The sequence below is a fragment of the Bradyrhizobium sp. LjRoot220 genome (genome assembly GCF_964252915.1).
Taxonomy (GTDB): Bacteria; Pseudomonadota; Alphaproteobacteria; order Rhizobiales; family Xanthobacteraceae; genus Bradyrhizobium.
Window position 1 is genome coordinate 827532 of the sequence record NZ_CAXUPS020000002.1, and the last position, 15936, is coordinate 843467.

At 62.0% G+C, this 15936-nt stretch carries 18 protein-coding genes and 1 pseudogene; 10 read left to right on the forward strand and 9 right to left on the reverse strand.

The features are described from left to right. Window positions 1-45: 45 nt before the first annotated feature. Both ACSQ84_RS12570 and ACSQ84_RS12575 read left to right on the forward strand, forming a co-directional pair. On the forward strand, window positions 46-1296 hold the full coding sequence (locus ACSQ84_RS12570; RefSeq protein WP_436211963.1) for an MFS transporter: 1251 nt from the start codon (window positions 46-48) through the stop codon (window positions 1294-1296). Window positions 1297-1407: 111 nt separating this feature from the next. Continuing rightward, window positions 1408-1656, forward strand: coding sequence for a pentapeptide MXKDX repeat protein (locus tag ACSQ84_RS12575; protein WP_436211964.1), 249 nt, complete (start codon window positions 1408-1410; stop codon window positions 1654-1656). Window positions 1657-1699: 43 nt separating this feature from the next. Here ACSQ84_RS12575 and ACSQ84_RS12580 read toward each other — a convergent pair whose 3' ends face one another. Further along, the gene (locus ACSQ84_RS12580) at window positions 1700-1930 is read right to left on the reverse strand and encodes a DUF2798 domain-containing protein (protein ID WP_436211965.1); all 231 of its coding nucleotides are present in this window, start codon (window positions 1928-1930) and stop codon (window positions 1700-1702) included. 380 nt (window positions 1931-2310) lie between these two features. Here ACSQ84_RS12580 and ACSQ84_RS12585 point away from each other — a divergent pair, with 380 nt between their 5' ends. Further along, window positions 2311-3882, forward strand: a complete 1572-nt coding sequence (locus ACSQ84_RS12585) for a L,D-transpeptidase (protein ID WP_436211966.1) — start codon at window positions 2311-2313, stop codon at window positions 3880-3882. A 442-nt stretch (window positions 3883-4324) separates the two neighbouring features. Continuing rightward, complete coding sequence (locus tag ACSQ84_RS12590; RefSeq protein ID WP_436211967.1) at window positions 4325-5302, forward strand: tripartite tricarboxylate transporter substrate binding protein; 978 nt, start codon at window positions 4325-4327, stop codon at window positions 5300-5302. A 125-nt stretch (window positions 5303-5427) separates the two neighbouring features. Here ACSQ84_RS12590 and ACSQ84_RS12595 read toward each other — a convergent pair whose 3' ends face one another. The 3 genes from ACSQ84_RS12595 to ACSQ84_RS12605 form a co-directional block, all read right to left on the reverse strand. Next, on the reverse strand, window positions 5428-5922 hold the full coding sequence (locus ACSQ84_RS12595; protein ID WP_436211968.1) for a VOC family protein: 495 nt from the start codon (window positions 5920-5922) through the stop codon (window positions 5428-5430). A gap of 179 nt (window positions 5923-6101) precedes the next feature. Next, window positions 6102-7586: a UbiA family prenyltransferase gene (locus ACSQ84_RS12600; protein ID WP_436211969.1), complete on the reverse strand. Its 1485-nt coding sequence runs from the start codon at window positions 7584-7586 to the stop codon at window positions 6102-6104. A gap of 10 nt (window positions 7587-7596) precedes the next feature. After that, entirely contained in the window at window positions 7597-9276 is a 1680-nt protein-coding gene (locus tag ACSQ84_RS12605) for a hypothetical protein (RefSeq protein ID WP_436211970.1), read from the reverse strand. A 289-nt stretch (window positions 9277-9565) separates the two neighbouring features. Here ACSQ84_RS12605 and ACSQ84_RS12610 point away from each other — a divergent pair, with 289 nt between their 5' ends. The 3 genes from ACSQ84_RS12610 (at window position 9566) to ACSQ84_RS12620 (ending at window position 11460) form a co-directional block, all read left to right on the forward strand. Then, on the forward strand, window positions 9566-9877 hold the full coding sequence (locus ACSQ84_RS12610; protein ID WP_436211971.1) for a hypothetical protein: 312 nt from the start codon (window positions 9566-9568) through the stop codon (window positions 9875-9877). Window positions 9878-9972: 95 nt separating this feature from the next. Next, window positions 9973-10269, forward strand: coding sequence for a hypothetical protein (locus ACSQ84_RS12615; protein ID WP_436212277.1), 297 nt, complete (start codon window positions 9973-9975; stop codon window positions 10267-10269). Window positions 10270-10503: 234 nt separating this feature from the next. Further along, complete coding sequence (locus ACSQ84_RS12620; RefSeq protein WP_436211972.1) at window positions 10504-11460, forward strand: hypothetical protein; 957 nt, start codon at window positions 10504-10506, stop codon at window positions 11458-11460. A gap of 428 nt (window positions 11461-11888) precedes the next feature. Here ACSQ84_RS12620 and ACSQ84_RS12625 read toward each other — a convergent pair whose 3' ends face one another. The 4 genes from ACSQ84_RS12625 to ACSQ84_RS12640 form a co-directional block, all read right to left on the reverse strand. Further along, window positions 11889-12095, reverse strand: coding sequence for a hypothetical protein (locus ACSQ84_RS12625; RefSeq protein WP_436211973.1), 207 nt, complete (start codon window positions 12093-12095; stop codon window positions 11889-11891). A 235-nt stretch (window positions 12096-12330) separates the two neighbouring features. Next, the gene (locus ACSQ84_RS12630) at window positions 12331-12975 is read right to left on the reverse strand and encodes a hypothetical protein (RefSeq protein WP_436211974.1); all 645 of its coding nucleotides are present in this window, start codon (window positions 12973-12975) and stop codon (window positions 12331-12333) included. Window positions 12976-13112: 137 nt separating this feature from the next. Beyond that, on the reverse strand, window positions 13113-13367 hold the full coding sequence (locus ACSQ84_RS12635) for a hypothetical protein (RefSeq protein WP_436211975.1): 255 nt from the start codon (window positions 13365-13367) through the stop codon (window positions 13113-13115). Window positions 13368-14324: 957 nt separating this feature from the next. Beyond that, window positions 14325-14576 (reverse strand): hypothetical protein, encoded by a 252-nt coding sequence (locus ACSQ84_RS12640; protein ID WP_436211976.1) that lies wholly within the window; start codon window positions 14574-14576, stop codon window positions 14325-14327. A 172-nt stretch (window positions 14577-14748) separates the two neighbouring features. Here ACSQ84_RS12640 and ACSQ84_RS12645 point away from each other — a divergent pair, with 172 nt between their 5' ends. The 3 genes from ACSQ84_RS12645 (at window position 14749) to ACSQ84_RS12655 (ending at window position 15738) form a co-directional block, all read left to right on the forward strand. After that, on the forward strand, window positions 14749-15102 hold the full coding sequence (locus ACSQ84_RS12645) for a hypothetical protein (protein WP_436211977.1): 354 nt from the start codon (window positions 14749-14751) through the stop codon (window positions 15100-15102). An 85-nt stretch (window positions 15103-15187) separates the two neighbouring features. Continuing rightward, complete coding sequence (locus ACSQ84_RS12650) at window positions 15188-15370, forward strand: hypothetical protein (protein WP_436211978.1); 183 nt, start codon at window positions 15188-15190, stop codon at window positions 15368-15370. A gap of 38 nt (window positions 15371-15408) precedes the next feature. Continuing rightward, window positions 15409-15738 (forward strand): GcrA family cell cycle regulator, encoded by a 330-nt coding sequence (locus tag ACSQ84_RS12655; protein WP_436211979.1) that lies wholly within the window; start codon window positions 15409-15411, stop codon window positions 15736-15738. A 6-nt stretch (window positions 15739-15744) separates the two neighbouring features. On the opposite strand, the pseudogene ACSQ84_RS12660 reads toward ACSQ84_RS12655, so the two are convergent. Beyond that, window positions 15745-15909: pseudogene (locus ACSQ84_RS12660) on the reverse strand (oligopeptide/dipeptide ABC transporter ATP-binding protein); the annotation flags it as partial. Window positions 15910-15936: the final 27 nt, after the last annotated feature.

Here is a 15936-nt window from a genome sequence, read left to right on the forward strand (position 1 = left end):
CCCAGGCGTCACATCCCCTTCCAGATCATGCTGGCGAGTCGCACCATGACCGAGCTTTCCGCATCGATGAAAACGCACGCGATCGATATGGATGGCCGCTCGCCAGGTGTGGCGCTGCGTTCCCTGATCATCGGCCTGACGGCTTTTCTCACCGTGGTCGATCTGTTCGCGATGCAGGCCATCCTTCCGTCCCTGACCCGGCACTACGACGTGACCCCGGCCGCGATGGGTGTCGCCGTCAATGCCAGCACCGTAGGCATGGCGGCCGCCAGTCTGGTGGTCGGATTCCTGAGCCCGCTTATCGACCGCCGGCTCGGCATTCTCGTGAGCCTGGTCTTGCTCGCGATCCCCACCACGCTGCTGGCGAGTGCACCCGACCTTGTCACGTTCACTTTCCTTCGCGTGCTGCAGGGTCTTTGCATGGCATCGGCCTTTGCCCTGACGCTGACCCATCTCGGCGAGCAGTGCAGCACGATGGACGCCGGCGGCGCATTCGCGGCCTATATCACCGGCAATGTCGCCAGTAATCTGATCGGGCGGCTGATGTCGGCCGCGCTGGTCGACACGTTCGGACTGGCCTCGAATTTCTATTGTTTCGCGCTGCTCAATCTGGCCGGTGCGGTGCTGGTGTACTTCACCATTCGGCAGGTCAAGCCGATGCAGGCGATGCCGACGACGCAATCGCCTTTCGCGGCTACCGTTGCCCATTGGCGCGATCCCTCGCTGCGCGCCGCCTACGCGATCGGCTTCTGCATCCTGTTCGCTTTCGTCGGCACTTTTACCTTCGTCAACTTCGTTCTCGTCCGCGCGCCGCTGTCGCTCGGGCGAATGGATCTCGGCCTGGTCTATTTTGTCTTTGCACCCTCCGTGGTCACGACGCTGTTCGCCGGACGAGCCGTCGCACGGTTTGGCACCCGGCCGGTGCTGTGGGGCGCCCTTGCGCTCGCCGCGGTTGGATTGCCCTTGATGCTGTCCTCGCATCTTGCACCCGTCCTTACCGGCATGGTGCTGGTTGGCGTTGGCACTTTCTTCGCGCAGGCTTCGGCGACCGGCTTTGTCGGTCAGGCGGCCCACGACAACCGCGGTGTCGCCAGTGGGACGTATCTCGCCTGTTACTTCTTCGGCGGTCTGGTCGGCAGCGCCGTGCTCGGACAATTGTTCGACCGCCTGGGCTGGATCGCCTGCGTCGCCGGCGTCGGTGTGTCGCTCGCGCTGGCAGCGGTACTGACCACGCACCTCAAACTTCCATCAAACAGAGGAGAGACGCCAATGATGCCGGCCAAGACGGCTGATTGATCACAGCGATGTGTTCACCACCGGTCGAGCCCCGTTCGTAACGAAGGCCGATCGATCGACGTAATCGGAACAGCGGCTAACCGCTAACAGACACAACGAAGGATATTGACGATGACAACCAGGAATCTGCGCGCCTTGCTCTCGATTTCCGCGCTTGCACTCGCGTTCGGACTTGCCTCGGCGCCCGCGGCCTACGCGCAGGACAAGATGAGCAAGGACGGGATGGCGAAGGACGCGATGTCCAAGGACGCGATGTCCAAGGACAACATGAAAAAGGAAGATGCGATGTCCAGGGACGCCATGAAGAAGCACGACGGTATGTCGAAAGATGCCATGTCCAAGGACGGCATGAAGAAGTAACGGTTCGGTGGTCAGGCAGGCTCGTTTCCATGGAGCGAGCCTGCTACTCTTCCCGGGTCATGGCATCGGCCAGGCGGCGGATGACGGGCGCCGCAAACAGCACCACCGGCAACATCAGCAGCCACGAGAACAGCCATGCCCGCCCCCAGTGCACGACGAAATGACCCGATCCCGCGAGCGGAAAGCTGGCGATCGCCGCCGCTACCGCGCAGGTCAAGCCCGACTGAATAAAGCCATAGACAAAGTGGCTGTAGCGCCGCGGGATTCCCAACATGCGGGCCTCGACAGGACTGTTTCCTGTGCAGGAAGCAAAAGACATGCCCATCATTATTGCCCCATTGCTGCCCCGCCGGTCGGGCATGACGGAAGCCCGGCTTTGCGCCGGGTTGTTTTGTCGCACCCGCCGTATCCACATCGCTATTGCGCGCGGGGGCGACTCGGCTCGCAGATCGTAAACGGGGTCGATGGACGCCGCGGGCGACCCTTTCTCCTGCGCGGGCTGTCGTATATGAGTGAATTGCCAACGGAAGTGCCGATAATCCCCTCGGGGCGAAATGGACGGCGTGGATGGTGGCGGCGGTTTGTTAATCCAATGACCGCAATCTGATACGCGATCGACGCAAGCGCGGGCAGGCATTTGAACCGAGGCAAGGCATGGTAAATCGACTTACGACGGCGCAATCCACGGTGACGATGCGGCGTTGCGGCCTTCCCGCCATAGTGACGTTCGCGGTCATGGCCGCATTGGCGGCCTTGACGGCGCCGACCGCCGATGCCGCGCCGCGGCAGCCGCGCCCCGCGGCCCCCAAGGAGGCGACGGCGCCGCGCGATGCGGGCGAGCCGATCATGGCGATCGTGTCGATCAAGACCCAGCAGGTTACTTTGTACGACGCCGAGGGCTGGATCCTGCGCGCGCCGGTGTCGACCGGGACCTCGGGTCGCGAAACGCCGGCCGGCGTCTTCGCCGTCCTCGAGAAGAACAAGGAACACCGCTCCAACATGTATGACGATGCCTCGATGCCGAACATGCAGCGCATCACCTGGAACGGCATCGCGCTGCACGGCGGGCCGCTGCCGGGCTATGCGGCCTCGCACGGCTGCGTGCGGATGCCGTTCGGCTTTGCCGACAAGCTGTTCGACAAGACGCGGATCGGGATGCGGGTGATCATCTCGCCCAACGACGCCGAGCCGGTCGAATTCTCCCATCCGGCGCTGTTCTCGCCGAAGGCGGAGGCCATCGCGGCCGCGCCGGCCAGAGCCGAGGCGCTCCCCCGCGAGGCTGCCGAGGCCGCCAAGGCGGCCGATGAGGCCAAGAAAGCCGCCGCGGCGGCGACGCGCGAGACGGCGACGCTGACAGCATCGCTGCGCAAGCTGCAGGTGCTCAAGACCCGTGCCGACGCCGAACTCGCCTACGCCGACAAAGCGCTCGCCGCCGCCAGGACCGACGAGGCCAGGGCGCGGGCCGAGGACCTCAAGCAAAAGGCCGCCGCCAAGGCCGCTGATCTCGGGACCCAGCTTGAGGCCGCCAAGACCGACTCGAAAGCGAAGCTCGACGCCGCCGCCGCGGCAAAAGACGCCGCCAAGGTGGCCCAGGCCAGGAAGGCCGACACCGCCAAGGCGGCCAGCGAAGCCAAGCTCGCGCTCGAGCCGGTCTCGATCTACATCAGCCGCGAGACGCAGAAGCTTTACGTGCGGCGGCCCACGCACAAGCCGGCGCCAGACGGCGGCGGCATTGTGTTCGATGCGACGATTGAGGTCCCGGTCACGATCCGCAATCCGGAACGACCGATCGGCACGCATGTGTTCACGGCGGTGGCGCAAAACGATTCAGGCCTGCGCTGGACCGCGGTCAGCATCGACAACGCCGACGACGCCAAGGCCGCGCTCGACCGCATCACCATTCCGCAGGAGGTGCTCGATCGCATCGCGCCGACCGCAGTGCCACGCTCCTCGATCGTGATCTCGGACGAGCCGCTGAGTGTCGAGACCAACTATCGCACCGAGTTCGTCGTGGTGCTGAGCACCCAGCCGCAAGGCGGCTTCATCACGCGCAAGCCCACGCCCCCGATCGATGTCTACGCTGCGAACGACTCCTTCGCTGGAGACGGCTTCAACCCGTTTTTCCAGCGCAGCTGGGAGCCGCAGCCGCCGCAACCCGCCACGACGCGCCGCCGCGGCGGCCAGCCATACTATCAGCAGGTGCAGCCGGGCTCGAGCTGGTGGTAGGAGGCGGCACCCAGTGCGTCGATTGCCGGCAACAACCTCCTTGCGCATCCGCACCTTCCAGGGGCCATGACCTGCTGACGCCGCAGATGATCGCGAAGCTGCTTGCGGTCGGCGGCGGCATCGTTCTTCCGATTCCCCGCGACTGATCGCGCAGCCGCAGAGAGCCGAATTGCCGATCTCGCCTCCATAACCCAGGGGAGGTGAGATTTTTTCGGCCTGTCCGTCGGCAGCGGCGCACGCACCGCACTTATCGGGATGACGGCTATGACGCGCTAGGTCTGGACGGACCGACTCGATCGGTTATAGCGTTTTCCAGCGAAGTGGACCCGGTTCGCGTTAAGAAAACGCGTCAACAAGGAATCTAGAGCCCCGTTTCGATTCAATCGAAACGGAAAGGGCTCTAGTGTGCCGGCGAGAAAAATCAGAGCGGAGGAAAGCCTTCATGCATAAGAAGGTCCAAACAATAATCGCAGCAATTCTCGGCATCGCAGCCAGCGGACCTTGTTGGGCGACATGGCCAGACGACAAGCCGATTGAAGTTGTCGTCGGCTTCGCGGCCGGTGGCGGCACCGACGTCATGGCCCGCAAGCTGCTGCCGTTCGTCGAGAAAAGGGTGGGCGCAAAGGCCAAGTTCGTCGTGCTGAACAAGCCCGGTGCCGGCGGCGAGATCGCGTTTAGCTCGATTGCCCGCGCCGCCCCCGATGCCTATGCGATGGGTGTGGTCAACGTGCCCGGCTACAATTTTCTCCCGATGACGCGAAAGACCCAGTACGGCATGGATGAAATCCGTCTGGTGGCGCGCGTGGTCGATGATCCCAGCATCATGGTGGTGCATGCGGCCAGCAAACTCACCAGTCTTTCGGACGTTCTCGCCGCGTTGCGCAACAAGCCCGGCTCGGTCACGTTCGGTCACAATGGCGCGGGTACCAACGGGCATTTGGCGATACGCATGCTGGCGGGCGCCGCCAGGGTCGAGCCCAACGAGATTTCCTATCGCGGCACGTCGGCGCAGCGGACCGACATTCTGGGCGGCCATTTGCAAGTGGGAATGATCAGCCTCAGCGAGGTGCCCGAGCTGCACGGCACCAACAAGGGAGAACTTCGCGTCATTGCGATCCTGTCGAAGACGCGCTCGCCTTCGCTTCCCGACGTGCCGACGGCGGAGGAGGCCGGCGTCGCGATCACCATGACGGCCGAACGCGGCTTCGCGGTGCCGAAGGGCGTTCCCGACGAAATCGTCAAGCAACTCGAAGCGGCCATTGCGGAAAGCGTGCGTGACCCCGAATACGTCAAGAGTTCGCCAGGCGACGTCCCGGTTCTCGCTTTCATGCCCGGCGCGGAATGGCAAAAGCGTCTCGATGACATGTCGCAAGGCCTGCGGCCATTTGCGGAAGAGATGCGCGCGAACGAGCAGAAGTAGACAACGTCCGATGCCGAGGATAGGCGCGTCGCGCGCCCGCGGCGACTGAGCCTGGCCAGCAACTGAAGCTGGCCAGGACACGTCTATCAGGGGACACCTCTATCCGGACAATCTCGTCGTGAGCGTCAGCCGCGCCGCGCCGCCGCGATCGTGGCGACGTCGATTTTCTTCATGGTCATCATGGCATCGAAGGCGCGCTTTGCTTCAGCGCCGCCGGCCGCCATCGCCTCCGTCAGCACGCGCGGCGTGATTTGCCAGGAGATGCCCCATTTGTCCTTGCACCAGCCGCACGCACTCTCCTGACCGCCATTGCCGACGATGGCATTCCAGTAGCGGTCGGTCTCTTCCTGGTCATCGGTGGCGATCTGGAACGAGAACGCTTCGTTGTGCTTGAACATCGGACCGCCGTTGAGGCCGATACAGGGGATGCCGGCAACGGTGAAATCCACCGTCAGCACGTCGCCCGCCTTGCCGGAGGGATAGTCACCGGGTGCCCGGTGGACGGCGCCGACGAAGCTGTCGGGAAAGGTTTCGGCGTAGAAGCGGGCGGCAGCCTCTGCGTCCTTGTCGTACCATACGCAAATCGTGTTCTTGGCAGTCTTCTTGGCAGTGTTGGCCATTGCTCATCCTTTCGCTTCGCTTGGGTAACGGGGCCGGCTGGATCGGCCTGGCGAAACGACGAACGAGGTATCCCGAATCCGACATTGTCCGGTAGATTTTTTTCGGTTGACTTGCAGGACGTCAACCTCCGCGCCCAAGGGAGCCCCGGGGGCGGGCTGGCCGGTGACGACGGGCCATGTCAGCCAAACGCGCCCGACCATGCCAGTCCGAAGCACACCATCAGGGCGCCGCCGAGCGCCAGGCTTGGCCGATCGGTGACGGCAAAAGCCACGGGATCGTCGTGCAGTTCGCTGCGTCCGCACTTCAGCCAGATCCGGCACACAAACAGGAACAGGATCGCCGGAAAACCCCACAGCCAGGCGGTGTTGCCGTAGAAGCTCTGCCGGAACGCGTCGTTGATGATGTAGAGCACCATGATGAGCACGGCGGCGACCCCGGTCGCCATGCCGATGCCCATGATGAGCGGCAGGTCCATGGACTTGTAGCCGCGGCCGCGGACCTCGGTGCCTCCGCGCTCGATGACGCGGGCAACCTCGGTATGGCGTTTGGCGAAGCTGAGCGAGGCGAACAGGAACATCGCGAACACCAGGAGCCAGGGCGACGGCGGCGCTCCCGACGCCACGATGCCGGCGCCGAGGCGCAGCGTGAACAAGGAGGCCAGAACGAAACCGTCGAGAATCGGGATGCGCTTGAGCGCGAACGAGTAGAGCAGGGTTACGGCGAGATACAGCAGGACGACGGCAACGGTCGCCGGTCCGGCCAGCGCCGCAACGGCGATGCCCATCACCAGTCCAATTGGAACCGCCGCGATCGCGGTTGCGAGCGGTAGTCGTCCGCTCGCCAGCGGCCGGTTTCGCTTCGACCAGTGGCTGCGGTCATCGGTCAGGTCCCAGATATCGTTGACGAGATAGGTCGATGAGGCAACCAGGCCGAGGGCGATGAAAGCGCATGTCGTCGCGTAGACGGCGTCAGCGTGCGAGGCCAGTCCGGCGAGAATGAGCGGCACGAAAACCAGCGCGTTTTTCGCCCATTGGTGCGGGCGCATGCTGCGCAGCAATGCGCGGATTCGGGACGGTCGCGGGAACACTTTGGCGACGGTCGCGACGCTTGCGGCGGCGTGCTGCACCGAACTTGCCGCCTCGACGACGATGGCGTTGGTGGCGCGGCGCCAGATTGGAATGTCGGCGCGCGCGTCGCCGGCATAGTCGAAGCCGTCGGGGAATCGTTCGGCGAGAACCAGCGCCTTCGCTTCGCCCTTCAGGTTGCGCACGCCGTCGCTGCCGATGACGCCGCGAATGAAAGCAATCCGTCGCACGACCTTCTCCGCAACCTTGGCGTCGGCGGCGGTGGCGACGTAGACCGGCCGCCCGCTCGCCGCGATGTCGGCCGCGTAGGCGAGCAGTTCCTCATTGAACGGCAGGACATCCGGCTCGATGCTGGTTTCCTCGGCGAGACGGCGCTTGAGATAGGCGCGGCCGCGCAGCATCCACAGGCCGATCTCGAACAGCCGCCACGGCGCGCTCCTGAGCAGCGCCAGGACGGTCTCGAGCAGCATGTCGGCGCGCACCAGCGTGCCATCGAGATCAAGAATCAGCGGCCGGGGCGGCGGAGCCTCGCGGGACGCGGAGAGCTCGGGAATCAGCGGCAGGGGTAAGGTGGACATGCGGGCCCTTTCAGCGGGTACGGCTGTAGAAATCCCAGCAGGGATGCAGCTTGTGTCGCGTGAACTCGCGTTCGAGCACGGTGCGGAAGGTTGCCGGATTGGTGTCGGCCGCGCCGGGCAAAACGCAGGTGCGGAAAAACACGCCGTCCGCGGACGCCAGATAGGTCGACGCTTCGGTTACGGAAAACGCAGGCACCGTGCGGCGAAAATCCATCGCCAGGGTGGAGCCGCGCGCCGGCGTCAAGCCGAGCATCCGCGGGAAGGATTCGGCAAAGTCGATGGTCGTATAGCGCTGCGCCTTGGACGCATAGCCAAGCCGCTGAAAATTCGCTCCGGCTTCGGCGACGCTGATCGCCCACGCCGCGCGCGTCGCTGGGCTCGTGCTGGCCGGATCGCCGTCGAGATCGAAGCCATTATTGGTGATCTCGTCGAGGTAGGGCATCCATTCGGATTGCAGGCGCGTCATCAGCCGGGAGCCGGCGAGCGTGGCGGGCGGCACGCGCATGCCCGGCAGGAACGTTGCAAAGCCGTGCTCGGTCGTGCCCTGCCTTTCCCGCACTAGGGTCGAGACCACACGCTTTTCAACGACGTCGGCCATCGGCAGGACGAGCGTCGCGCCGAGTACCGCTGCGGCCGCCAGGCGCCAGCCGCGGCTGACGGGCAGGCTCGGATGGAAAAGCACGGCCGCGGCGGCAATCAGTCCGACGCCGCCGGTGTTCTGGCTTTCCGCGGCGAGCGCGACCGCGACCAGCAGCGTGGCATCCACGGCAAATGCTTCGCGCGCGATGGTCTCGCGCACGAAATGGAGCGGGCGCCGAACGGCCGCGGTGAAATCGAGTTCGCGGGCCGCGAGCCCGACGATCGTGAGCGTGACGACAAGCGGCAGCCAGTTGCGGGCCGACGTGGCGGCAAGCCGGTAAAGCGCGCCGCCCCGGTTCAATGCACTCATCGCGACGATGTCGCGCAGGTAGCCGGAGACCAGTCCTCCGGTCGCCAACTCGATCAGCCCCGCCAGTGCCGCGGTGACGAACAGCATGGTGAACAGCGCGGCGGGCCGCGCCCGTCCGAGCAGCACGGCCGCCACGACCAGGCCGAGCATGGTTATCGCAGCGGTGATCTTGATGAAGATCAGGGCGGTCAGCAGGTAACCCAGCAACACGCCGTCACCGCGGGCCTTTGGCAGCACATACCAAAGCGCTGCCAAAAACAGGATCGCGGTGGCGAAGCGGTTATAGGTGGCAAAATAGCTGATCTCGGAGAGCATGGTGGGGTCGAGCGTGTAGGGCACCAGAACCACCATCGCGAGAATCGCGAAGCTGGCGGCGAAACCCCAGCCGGATTGAATGCGCGACGCGATCACGGCGAACGGCGGCACCACCATGAGCCACGCCAGCGCGTGCAGGCCGACGAAGGGCTGCCCGGTGGGAAAAAGCCGTTCGGCAAAATGCGTCAGGTAAAGTGTCAGCGCGCCGACCGGCGAGGAAAAGTCGACGTGCGGAACTTGCCCGTGGCCGATGCGATAGGCGCCATCGAGGATGAAGACGAAATCCCACACCGCGCGGCCGTAGGGGATGACGTGGAGCAAGGCTGCCAGTGCCACGACCAGAATCGTGAACGTAGCAATCGCGGCGATCCGCCAATTGAAAGGGACTGTCCGGGACCTGATGAGATCGTAGCTCGCTTCTGCCATGTCGAACCTCGCTGCGCGTCCGAGGTCGATATGGTCTTTTTGAGCGAGAGCAAACTCGATTCAGGAATTACGGTAACTATTTAAGATGAACGTTCATCGCGTTGTTTTGAGGCTGTTTCAGAGTGATGCTGTTGGCACAAAGCTGTCGATCATTGGCACACAGGTTTTGGCGATGCGTCCCGAAATGGACACCGGCTGCCTGCGTCTTTTGGTGTCAATTTGTCGCTCGACACAGTGCGTAAATCGCCCGATAATTGACATCTGGAGTAGGGACCAACGGGGACCTGCCATGGCTAATATCGAAGCAACTCCGAGCAAGCTCGTTTTGAAAGCGGGCTCAACGACGCTTACACTCGACAAGGATTCCGGCAAGGCAACGCTGCAGCAAAAAATGCTGCTGTGGAACAGAAAGCCTGTCGAGTTCGCGCTCTCCGATATCGACGACATCGCGGTGAAGTCGGATGTAGACGGCCTTTCAGGCGCGCCAATCCATCACAGCGTCTTGCATAGGCGAACTGGTGAGATCACCGTCCTGACAACCGAGGAAGCCAAGGACGCCGCCGAAACGGTGAACAAGCTGCGTGGATTTGTTGGACAGTAGTGGCGAAGTCGTCAAGAATCATTGCGGCCCTGGTCCAGCAGCGGCCCGATATGCTTTGATGGGCGGGGCTGGAACTGAGACGCATGGGTGGCCTCATGTACATAGTCATTCGAAAGTACACCAAGGTTCACTCGGTTGCGGATGCTGCTCGCCGCGCCAAAAGCGGCATCGGTCAGATGCTAAGGGAATCGCGCGGATTCAGATCTTATTATGTGCTGGATGGCGGCGGAGGCGTCGGTGTCGCTGTCATGATATTCGAGGACCGCGAAAGCGCCAATGCGGCGAACCAAAAAGTACTGGAGTTTGTTCAAGCAAGCCTGCATGACCTGAATCTTGGAGACCCCGAAATCACCGCGGGGGAAGTTTTGGTGAATATAGAATCTGATGCGTAATTGTTCGCAAGGGCTACCCGTCCGCTGCGTGCGCAAGCATGGCGTCGAGCGGCGGGCGTAGTTGGCACCTTTGAGACATGCCCGCCTGGCCTGAGAATTTCTGTTCGCCGGGGTAGACCAGAAGTCGCCGTGGTCCGGTCAAATCGACGCTTTTTGATCCACACCGGACATCGCCGTCCAAAGTCGGCAACCGGCAGGTCTCCGGAACTTTGGGGTGATTCCGGAAGTTATGAATTGGGCAGTATTGCGCGATTTCGCTTCGGCTCAACACACATATGCCGTCTGTCGTCGCAAATGGCGCCATCGCAGGAGGCTCTCATGAGTATCAAGCGAATCCTGGTTCCACTTCCCGGCTCAGCCAGTCACACCGGTCAAATCGAAACGGCCCTGTCTGTCGCGAAGGCGCTCGGGGCTCACGTCCAGGCACTGTTTATCAGTGAGCCGCCGCCGGTCGCGCGCGGCGGCCTGACGGCCACCGAGATGGGACGAACGGCGACCGTTGCATTGGAAAACCGGTACGCCGAGGAACGGGAGCGAACAGCGCAGGAAGCGCGTGAGGTTTTCGCGCAGGCCTGCGCGGTAGTCGGCATCCCGATGCTATCGGCGAACGACGAGCCCGGCAGCCCGCTCGCAGCATCCTGGCGCGAAGCCGAGGGATCGTATGTCGAAATCGCGGTGCAACGGGCCGCTGCCTTCGACCTGATGGTCGCCGCGAGCGCCACCGTGACGGAATCGCTCATGGCCATTGCCGAGCAATCGCTGCTGCGGACCCGTCGCCCCGTGCTGTTGGCGCCGGCTCAGCTGCAGACTAATCTGACCGACAGCGTGATGATCGCCTGGGACGAGAGCCCGGAATGCTGGCACGCAGTCTCTGCTGCCATCCCGTTCATGCAACTTGCCAAATCGGTGCGGGTCATAAGAGTTGACCGCGACGCCAGCAATCGCCAAGCCTCGCAGGCCGAGGTGCTTGCCTATTTGCGCTGTCATGGCATCAGTGCGACCGCGCAGGTGGTTGCACCGGAATTGCGCTCGGTGGGCGATACGCTGCTCGCGGTGGGGGCAGAGTATGAAGCCGGCCTGCTGATCATGGGCGCCTATTCCCATAGCCGCCTGCGCGAGATGCTTCTGGGCGGAGCGACGCGCCACATCCTCAAGAACGCTTCGGCACGCCCCGTTCTTTTGGCGCACTAGCCTTCGTCAGAGCGCAATCACCGCTCAGGTTGCCGCCGACGCCAACGCTATGGCCTCACTCGCCAAAGGCGGGTGAGGGGCCGTGCGATGAACGCACCGACGCCGCCAAACGCATCACCCTCGTCCCCAGCGAATTGGGTCTCCCGAGTTCGGCACTTATGGCAGATCGTAGTGGGTCGCTTTGATCGGATGTCGGTTTATGGCACGTTTGAGACATGCCGATGGCCCTCTGAGGTGTCTGCCATTGGCGGTGAAGCTGACCTGCCGGTCGAACATCCCGACTTCTCAATTTGAGCCACGAGAGACATGCGGTTATTTGTGACAACATCTGCCGGGTTCAGGGAAGGTTCTCGGTTGCCGAACTGTTCCTATTGAGATCGCACTTCAATGTGTGCCGTCGGTAATCTAAGAGGCGTCCTCTTCGAGAGCTAGGAGGCACCGGTCTTTCTAATAAGCCGAACAGCGTTGATGCCTATCGTGACGAGAAAGATGACGGTAACGCCAGCCAAAATCATCCACTCACTGTCGTTGCGCAGGGCTCCCTTAAACGCCACAATGGCGAGCGCACCGGCGGCGAACGACATAAAGAGCAGCGCAAAGAGCTGTGCGCCTGGTCCGTTCAAAACGCTTTTCATCTCCAGCTATCCCCGTCCCTTTCAAACTCGAATTAAGGGCCGCCTACTGAGGCGGCCTCTTTCGTTATACACCACTCGAATGTCGCCTGTTGGCACCTTTGTGACATGCCCGCCTATCCTGCGAATGTCCGTTCACCGGGGTAGACCGGAAGTCGCCGTGGTCCGGCCAAACCGACGCGCATGACCCAATGACATACATGCGGCCCGAACAGCTTTTAACCGAGGCGAGCCGCCGTTATGGGCTCGTGGCGGCTTTAGCGGGCGTATTCTCTACCCGGTCAATCAGGAGGCGGTAGTAAAGAAACGTCAACGCACCAAACAGAAGTGCTCCGGCGAGATAAAACAATCCTTGCGATTGGCTCAGTATGAGGAAAATGATTCCGCTGATCAGAAATGACGAACACGCCATGACATTGATTGCACCAAGGAGAATGAGTTGCCTGATAGACATCGCATTCATCGACTGACGTTGCATGTCGCTTCTTGTGATCTTCAAATCCGTGGTCGGAAGGCTCGCGAGGAGCGGCCGAAGCTCGCGCAGTTTAAGCCAACGCAGAAACAGAAAGGCCACGACGACCTGTGCGAACGTCAGAACCATCATACTGATTGTGTCGACCAGGGTTGGGTTCTCATGCCGAGTAAAGGCCCAGACCACGAATCCAGCTGCGACCACCATCAAGCATAGTGTGCCCCATAGTGCGATTTGCCAGAGCATTGGCCGTTTCGGAACGATCATTGCAATGATTTTATCTCTCTGGGCTTCGTTCACGAGGTAATGTCGGGCTTGCGTGAAAGGCCATCGATAGGGCTCGCGAAACACGTATCCGTCCAGCACCGGCATGAACATTCCCGCTGCCATTTGAGCGCGTGTATCTGTCATAGCAAGTCTCCTGTTTGGACTGCATTGCCGCAACGGTATGAGGGGGGTCTATAGTCGCGTTTCCGAGACCTGCCCCTCGGTTTGAATCGGGGGGGTCTTTAGTGCCGAGGCGTAACAGCCGCTCGTCCCCGAGGAGATCAGTAATCAGGGTAACCAAATGCCCTGTTACAGGCACGACGACCGCTGTTGTAGCTGATTTCGTAGACTGCCCTACCGCCCCCATGATCGCGCCTCACCGCGGCGAGATGGTTCGCTCTTTTAAGGCAGGCCACATAAGGCTTGTTGCTCATCCAGTCATAGGGTCCGGCCAGTGCGGAAGATACCAATCCCGGCATCGCAGAGAGTGATACGGTGGCAGCCAGCACGATGAAGCCTATGCGTGAAAAGTTCATTTTCGTGATCCCAAATCAGGCTGCATTATCGCTTGCCTGTGCCAACCACCGTGGATGATTTTGCAGAACCTGTTAGTGATGTGCCTCACATTGAGAGAGCTGCCTGCATATCCGACTTCCGGGTTGGCACTTTTCGGACATGGCGCGATGTCCGACTTGAGCGCGTTCTGTGCTGCTGAACGGACATTGGGGTTCACTGACCGCCGTTGATCCGTCCCGCTACTAACCCCCTCGAGCCATGCGCCCCCGCGCGGGCGATGTCCCCCGCAGTCGGCAAATCCGACAGTGTCGTAGCTTCACTTTTTGTCGGCTACCGGACAGACAATCGTTCTGGCCGAGGTATGTTTGCGCGGCAACTTAAGCGTGGGGCAAAGTTAAGAAACGGCGCGTCTCAATAAGTGCGCGTCTCAATATGTGGCTGACATCACCCGGCCCGCAACCAGATGAGGGTGAGCCATGGACCGCAAAGCAGCGTGCATCACTCTAGCCTCTGTGTGTCGTGAAAGGGCGCGGACTGAGCCCGAGCGCCAGGAATATTGGGTCGATGAATCGATCAGGTGGCTGGAGCGCGCCATAGAGCGATCCGGTAACGCCGCAGTTTCTTACGAGGTGAAAGACGGGCGCCTTGTCGCGACGGATGAACAGCAAGGCTAAGGCTTTCGGGGACGCTTCAAAGCAGACATCGGGGCTTCGCTGAGCGCCGTTCGATCTGATCAGCTACCGAACTATGAACCGCTGCGCAGCGGCATGGGCGACCCGTCGCGCGGGCGCGTAAGGTTCCCGCCGTACGGTAACAGATCGCACTGCATCCCGCGAGGCGACTTGTAACCTCAAACGCCTTGCGACGGCGGAACCCTCACGCCACTCGACGGTTTATGAGGCAGCAGCGGCGGAACCGGGAAACCGGCAGTCGCGTAAGGAGCCGCACGGAGTCATGCCCGGGCGGCTTTTTATGTCCTAGATGGCCCTGCGCTCCGGAGAGATATCGTGCGAATAGTGAGTACACTCCACGGTGGCCGAGAGTGCAGCTGTTCTCAGCGCTATCGGGTCCCGCTCGCCCTTCGCGGCACATTCAAGAATGTGAGACGCGATTTCGGCCTTCATCGTCGACGTGCGCTTTGCCTCGGGGAGCATGACCGTGACATCGTCCAGGACGGCCCTCGTCAATTCGATCAGCTCGGGCTGAAAATCCGTTCCAATTGCACCCATCGCCGTTCTCCCGCTCGCTACGCCTCGCCTTTTGTTATTCCAATACGACGATTTGAGCGCGTCCTGTCGACCGAACGCAAGGCTTATTTTTAATTGCGGGTCGTGTTGCTTCCGGCAATCTGGACGGCTCCGGCAACTGTCCAGGCTTGGAAGCCAAGCGGTGAGATATGCAATGAGTGACGCATCGCCGCAGGCCGACGAGTTCCGCATCCGTGTATCGGCCAGGATTGAAGTAATGGTTCGTCATGGCGGGCGCGACCAGCGCGACGCAAGCTGTTCCAATAGCCTACCCGTGATGTCGTCCGGACGTCCCGGGTCTTTGCGCCAGCCATGTTGGGGTAGCGCCTTGGGAACCGCAACCTTTTTTGCTCAGGTGAATTTAGTTCATGGGGACTCGGGGCTTCGCAAAACTGCGAGGCATGCAATGCATTATTTATCGCCAGCCGACGCCTTTCTCGTCGTCGCAACCCTCGGGACCGCAGTCCTGATCGAGATCGCTGCGTTCATCCTCATGGGGTTGATCTAAAGGCGTTCCGCGAGCTTACACTGAAGTTCAGATCGGCGGGCCGGGCCGATTACTTCGGAGGGTCCACGTCCCAGGGAGCATCAACATGAAACGACACATCCCGGAGGAATTTTCCACCAGGTTGATCGACGGGAGTCCCGTGATCACGGGCAACACGGTGCCGCCCCGGGATCCTGATGAAGATGAAGACGACGAAGCAGACGACGAAGAAGACGAAGAGGAGGACGCCGACCAACCGCCGGCCGTGCGCGAGCCGGACGAAGACTAGAATAGCCTGTGGTTGGCAGTCGGCGTATAGTGTCTCGCATGGGTTGGGATGCGAAAGACGTAGCGCTGCTCAAAGAACTCTGGTCCGTAGGACAGAGCGCCGCACAGATCGCGCGCCGTGTCGGCTGTAGCCGCAACGCGGTCTGCGGCAGGCTAACTCGTTTGGGCCTGAAACGTGGTCACAAACCGCCAACAGCAAAACCCAACATAAGGCCGGTCCCGAAGCGAAGGCCGGCGTTGCTGGCCGACGGTGCCCGCCCGGTGGCGAAGAATGTGTCGCGGAAGAAGACAGTAGCGAGGCAGCCTGAGGAGCTCAGCAAGCGCGAGCTTTACGCCATGCTAGCTGACGCGGTCAGGAATACGGGCTAGCCCGGTTCACGCCAGCACCGCGTGTCCGTCGGGACGCGTTTCGAGCGATGGCGGGGGCTCGCGATGGCACATGGCTTCGGCGTAACGGCAGCGCGGACTGAACGCACATCCGTCCGGCGGATTGAGCGGATTGGGAAGCTCGCCCGGCGTCGTCGCTAACGGGCCGCGGCGTCAGTGTGCCGACTGTCCGCGTTGTGC

Coding starts and splice junctions, on each gene's coding strand:
- ACSQ84_RS12655 (WP_436211979.1), top strand. CDS start 15,409: ATGGGTTGGGATGCGAAAGACGTAGCGCTGCTCAAAGAACTCTGGTCC.
- ACSQ84_RS12570 (WP_436211963.1), top strand. CDS start 46: ATGACCGAGCTTTCCGCATCGATGAAAACGCACGCGATCGATATGGAT.
- ACSQ84_RS12590 (WP_436211967.1), top strand. CDS start 4,325: ATGCATAAGAAGGTCCAAACAATAATCGCAGCAATTCTCGGCATCGCA.
- ACSQ84_RS12640 (WP_436211976.1), bottom strand. CDS start 14,576: ATGGGTGCAATTGGAACGGATTTTCAGCCCGAGCTGATCGAATTGACG.
- ACSQ84_RS12575 (WP_436211964.1), top strand. CDS start 1,408: ATGACAACCAGGAATCTGCGCGCCTTGCTCTCGATTTCCGCGCTTGCA.
- ACSQ84_RS12615 (WP_436212277.1), top strand. CDS start 9,973: ATGTACATAGTCATTCGAAAGTACACCAAGGTTCACTCGGTTGCGGAT.
- ACSQ84_RS12610 (WP_436211971.1), top strand. CDS start 9,566: ATGGCTAATATCGAAGCAACTCCGAGCAAGCTCGTTTTGAAAGCGGGC.
- ACSQ84_RS12650 (WP_436211978.1), top strand. CDS start 15,188: ATGAAACGACACATCCCGGAGGAATTTTCCACCAGGTTGATCGACGGG.
- ACSQ84_RS12635 (WP_436211975.1), bottom strand. CDS start 13,367: ATGAACTTTTCACGCATAGGCTTCATCGTGCTGGCTGCCACCGTATCA.
- ACSQ84_RS12595 (WP_436211968.1), bottom strand. CDS start 5,922: ATGGCCAACACTGCCAAGAAGACTGCCAAGAACACGATTTGCGTATGG.
- ACSQ84_RS12605 (WP_436211970.1), bottom strand. CDS start 9,276: ATGGCAGAAGCGAGCTACGATCTCATCAGGTCCCGGACAGTCCCTTTC.
- ACSQ84_RS12600 (WP_436211969.1), bottom strand. CDS start 7,586: ATGTCCACCTTACCCCTGCCGCTGATTCCCGAGCTCTCCGCGTCCCGC.
- ACSQ84_RS12585 (WP_436211966.1), top strand. CDS start 2,311: ATGGTAAATCGACTTACGACGGCGCAATCCACGGTGACGATGCGGCGT.
- ACSQ84_RS12645 (WP_436211977.1), top strand. CDS start 14,749: ATGAGTGACGCATCGCCGCAGGCCGACGAGTTCCGCATCCGTGTATCG.
- ACSQ84_RS12625 (WP_436211973.1), bottom strand. CDS start 12,095: ATGAAAAGCGTTTTGAACGGACCAGGCGCACAGCTCTTTGCGCTGCTC.
- ACSQ84_RS12630 (WP_436211974.1), bottom strand. CDS start 12,975: ATGACAGATACACGCGCTCAAATGGCAGCGGGAATGTTCATGCCGGTG.
- ACSQ84_RS12580 (WP_436211965.1), bottom strand. CDS start 1,930: ATGTTGGGAATCCCGCGGCGCTACAGCCACTTTGTCTATGGCTTTATT.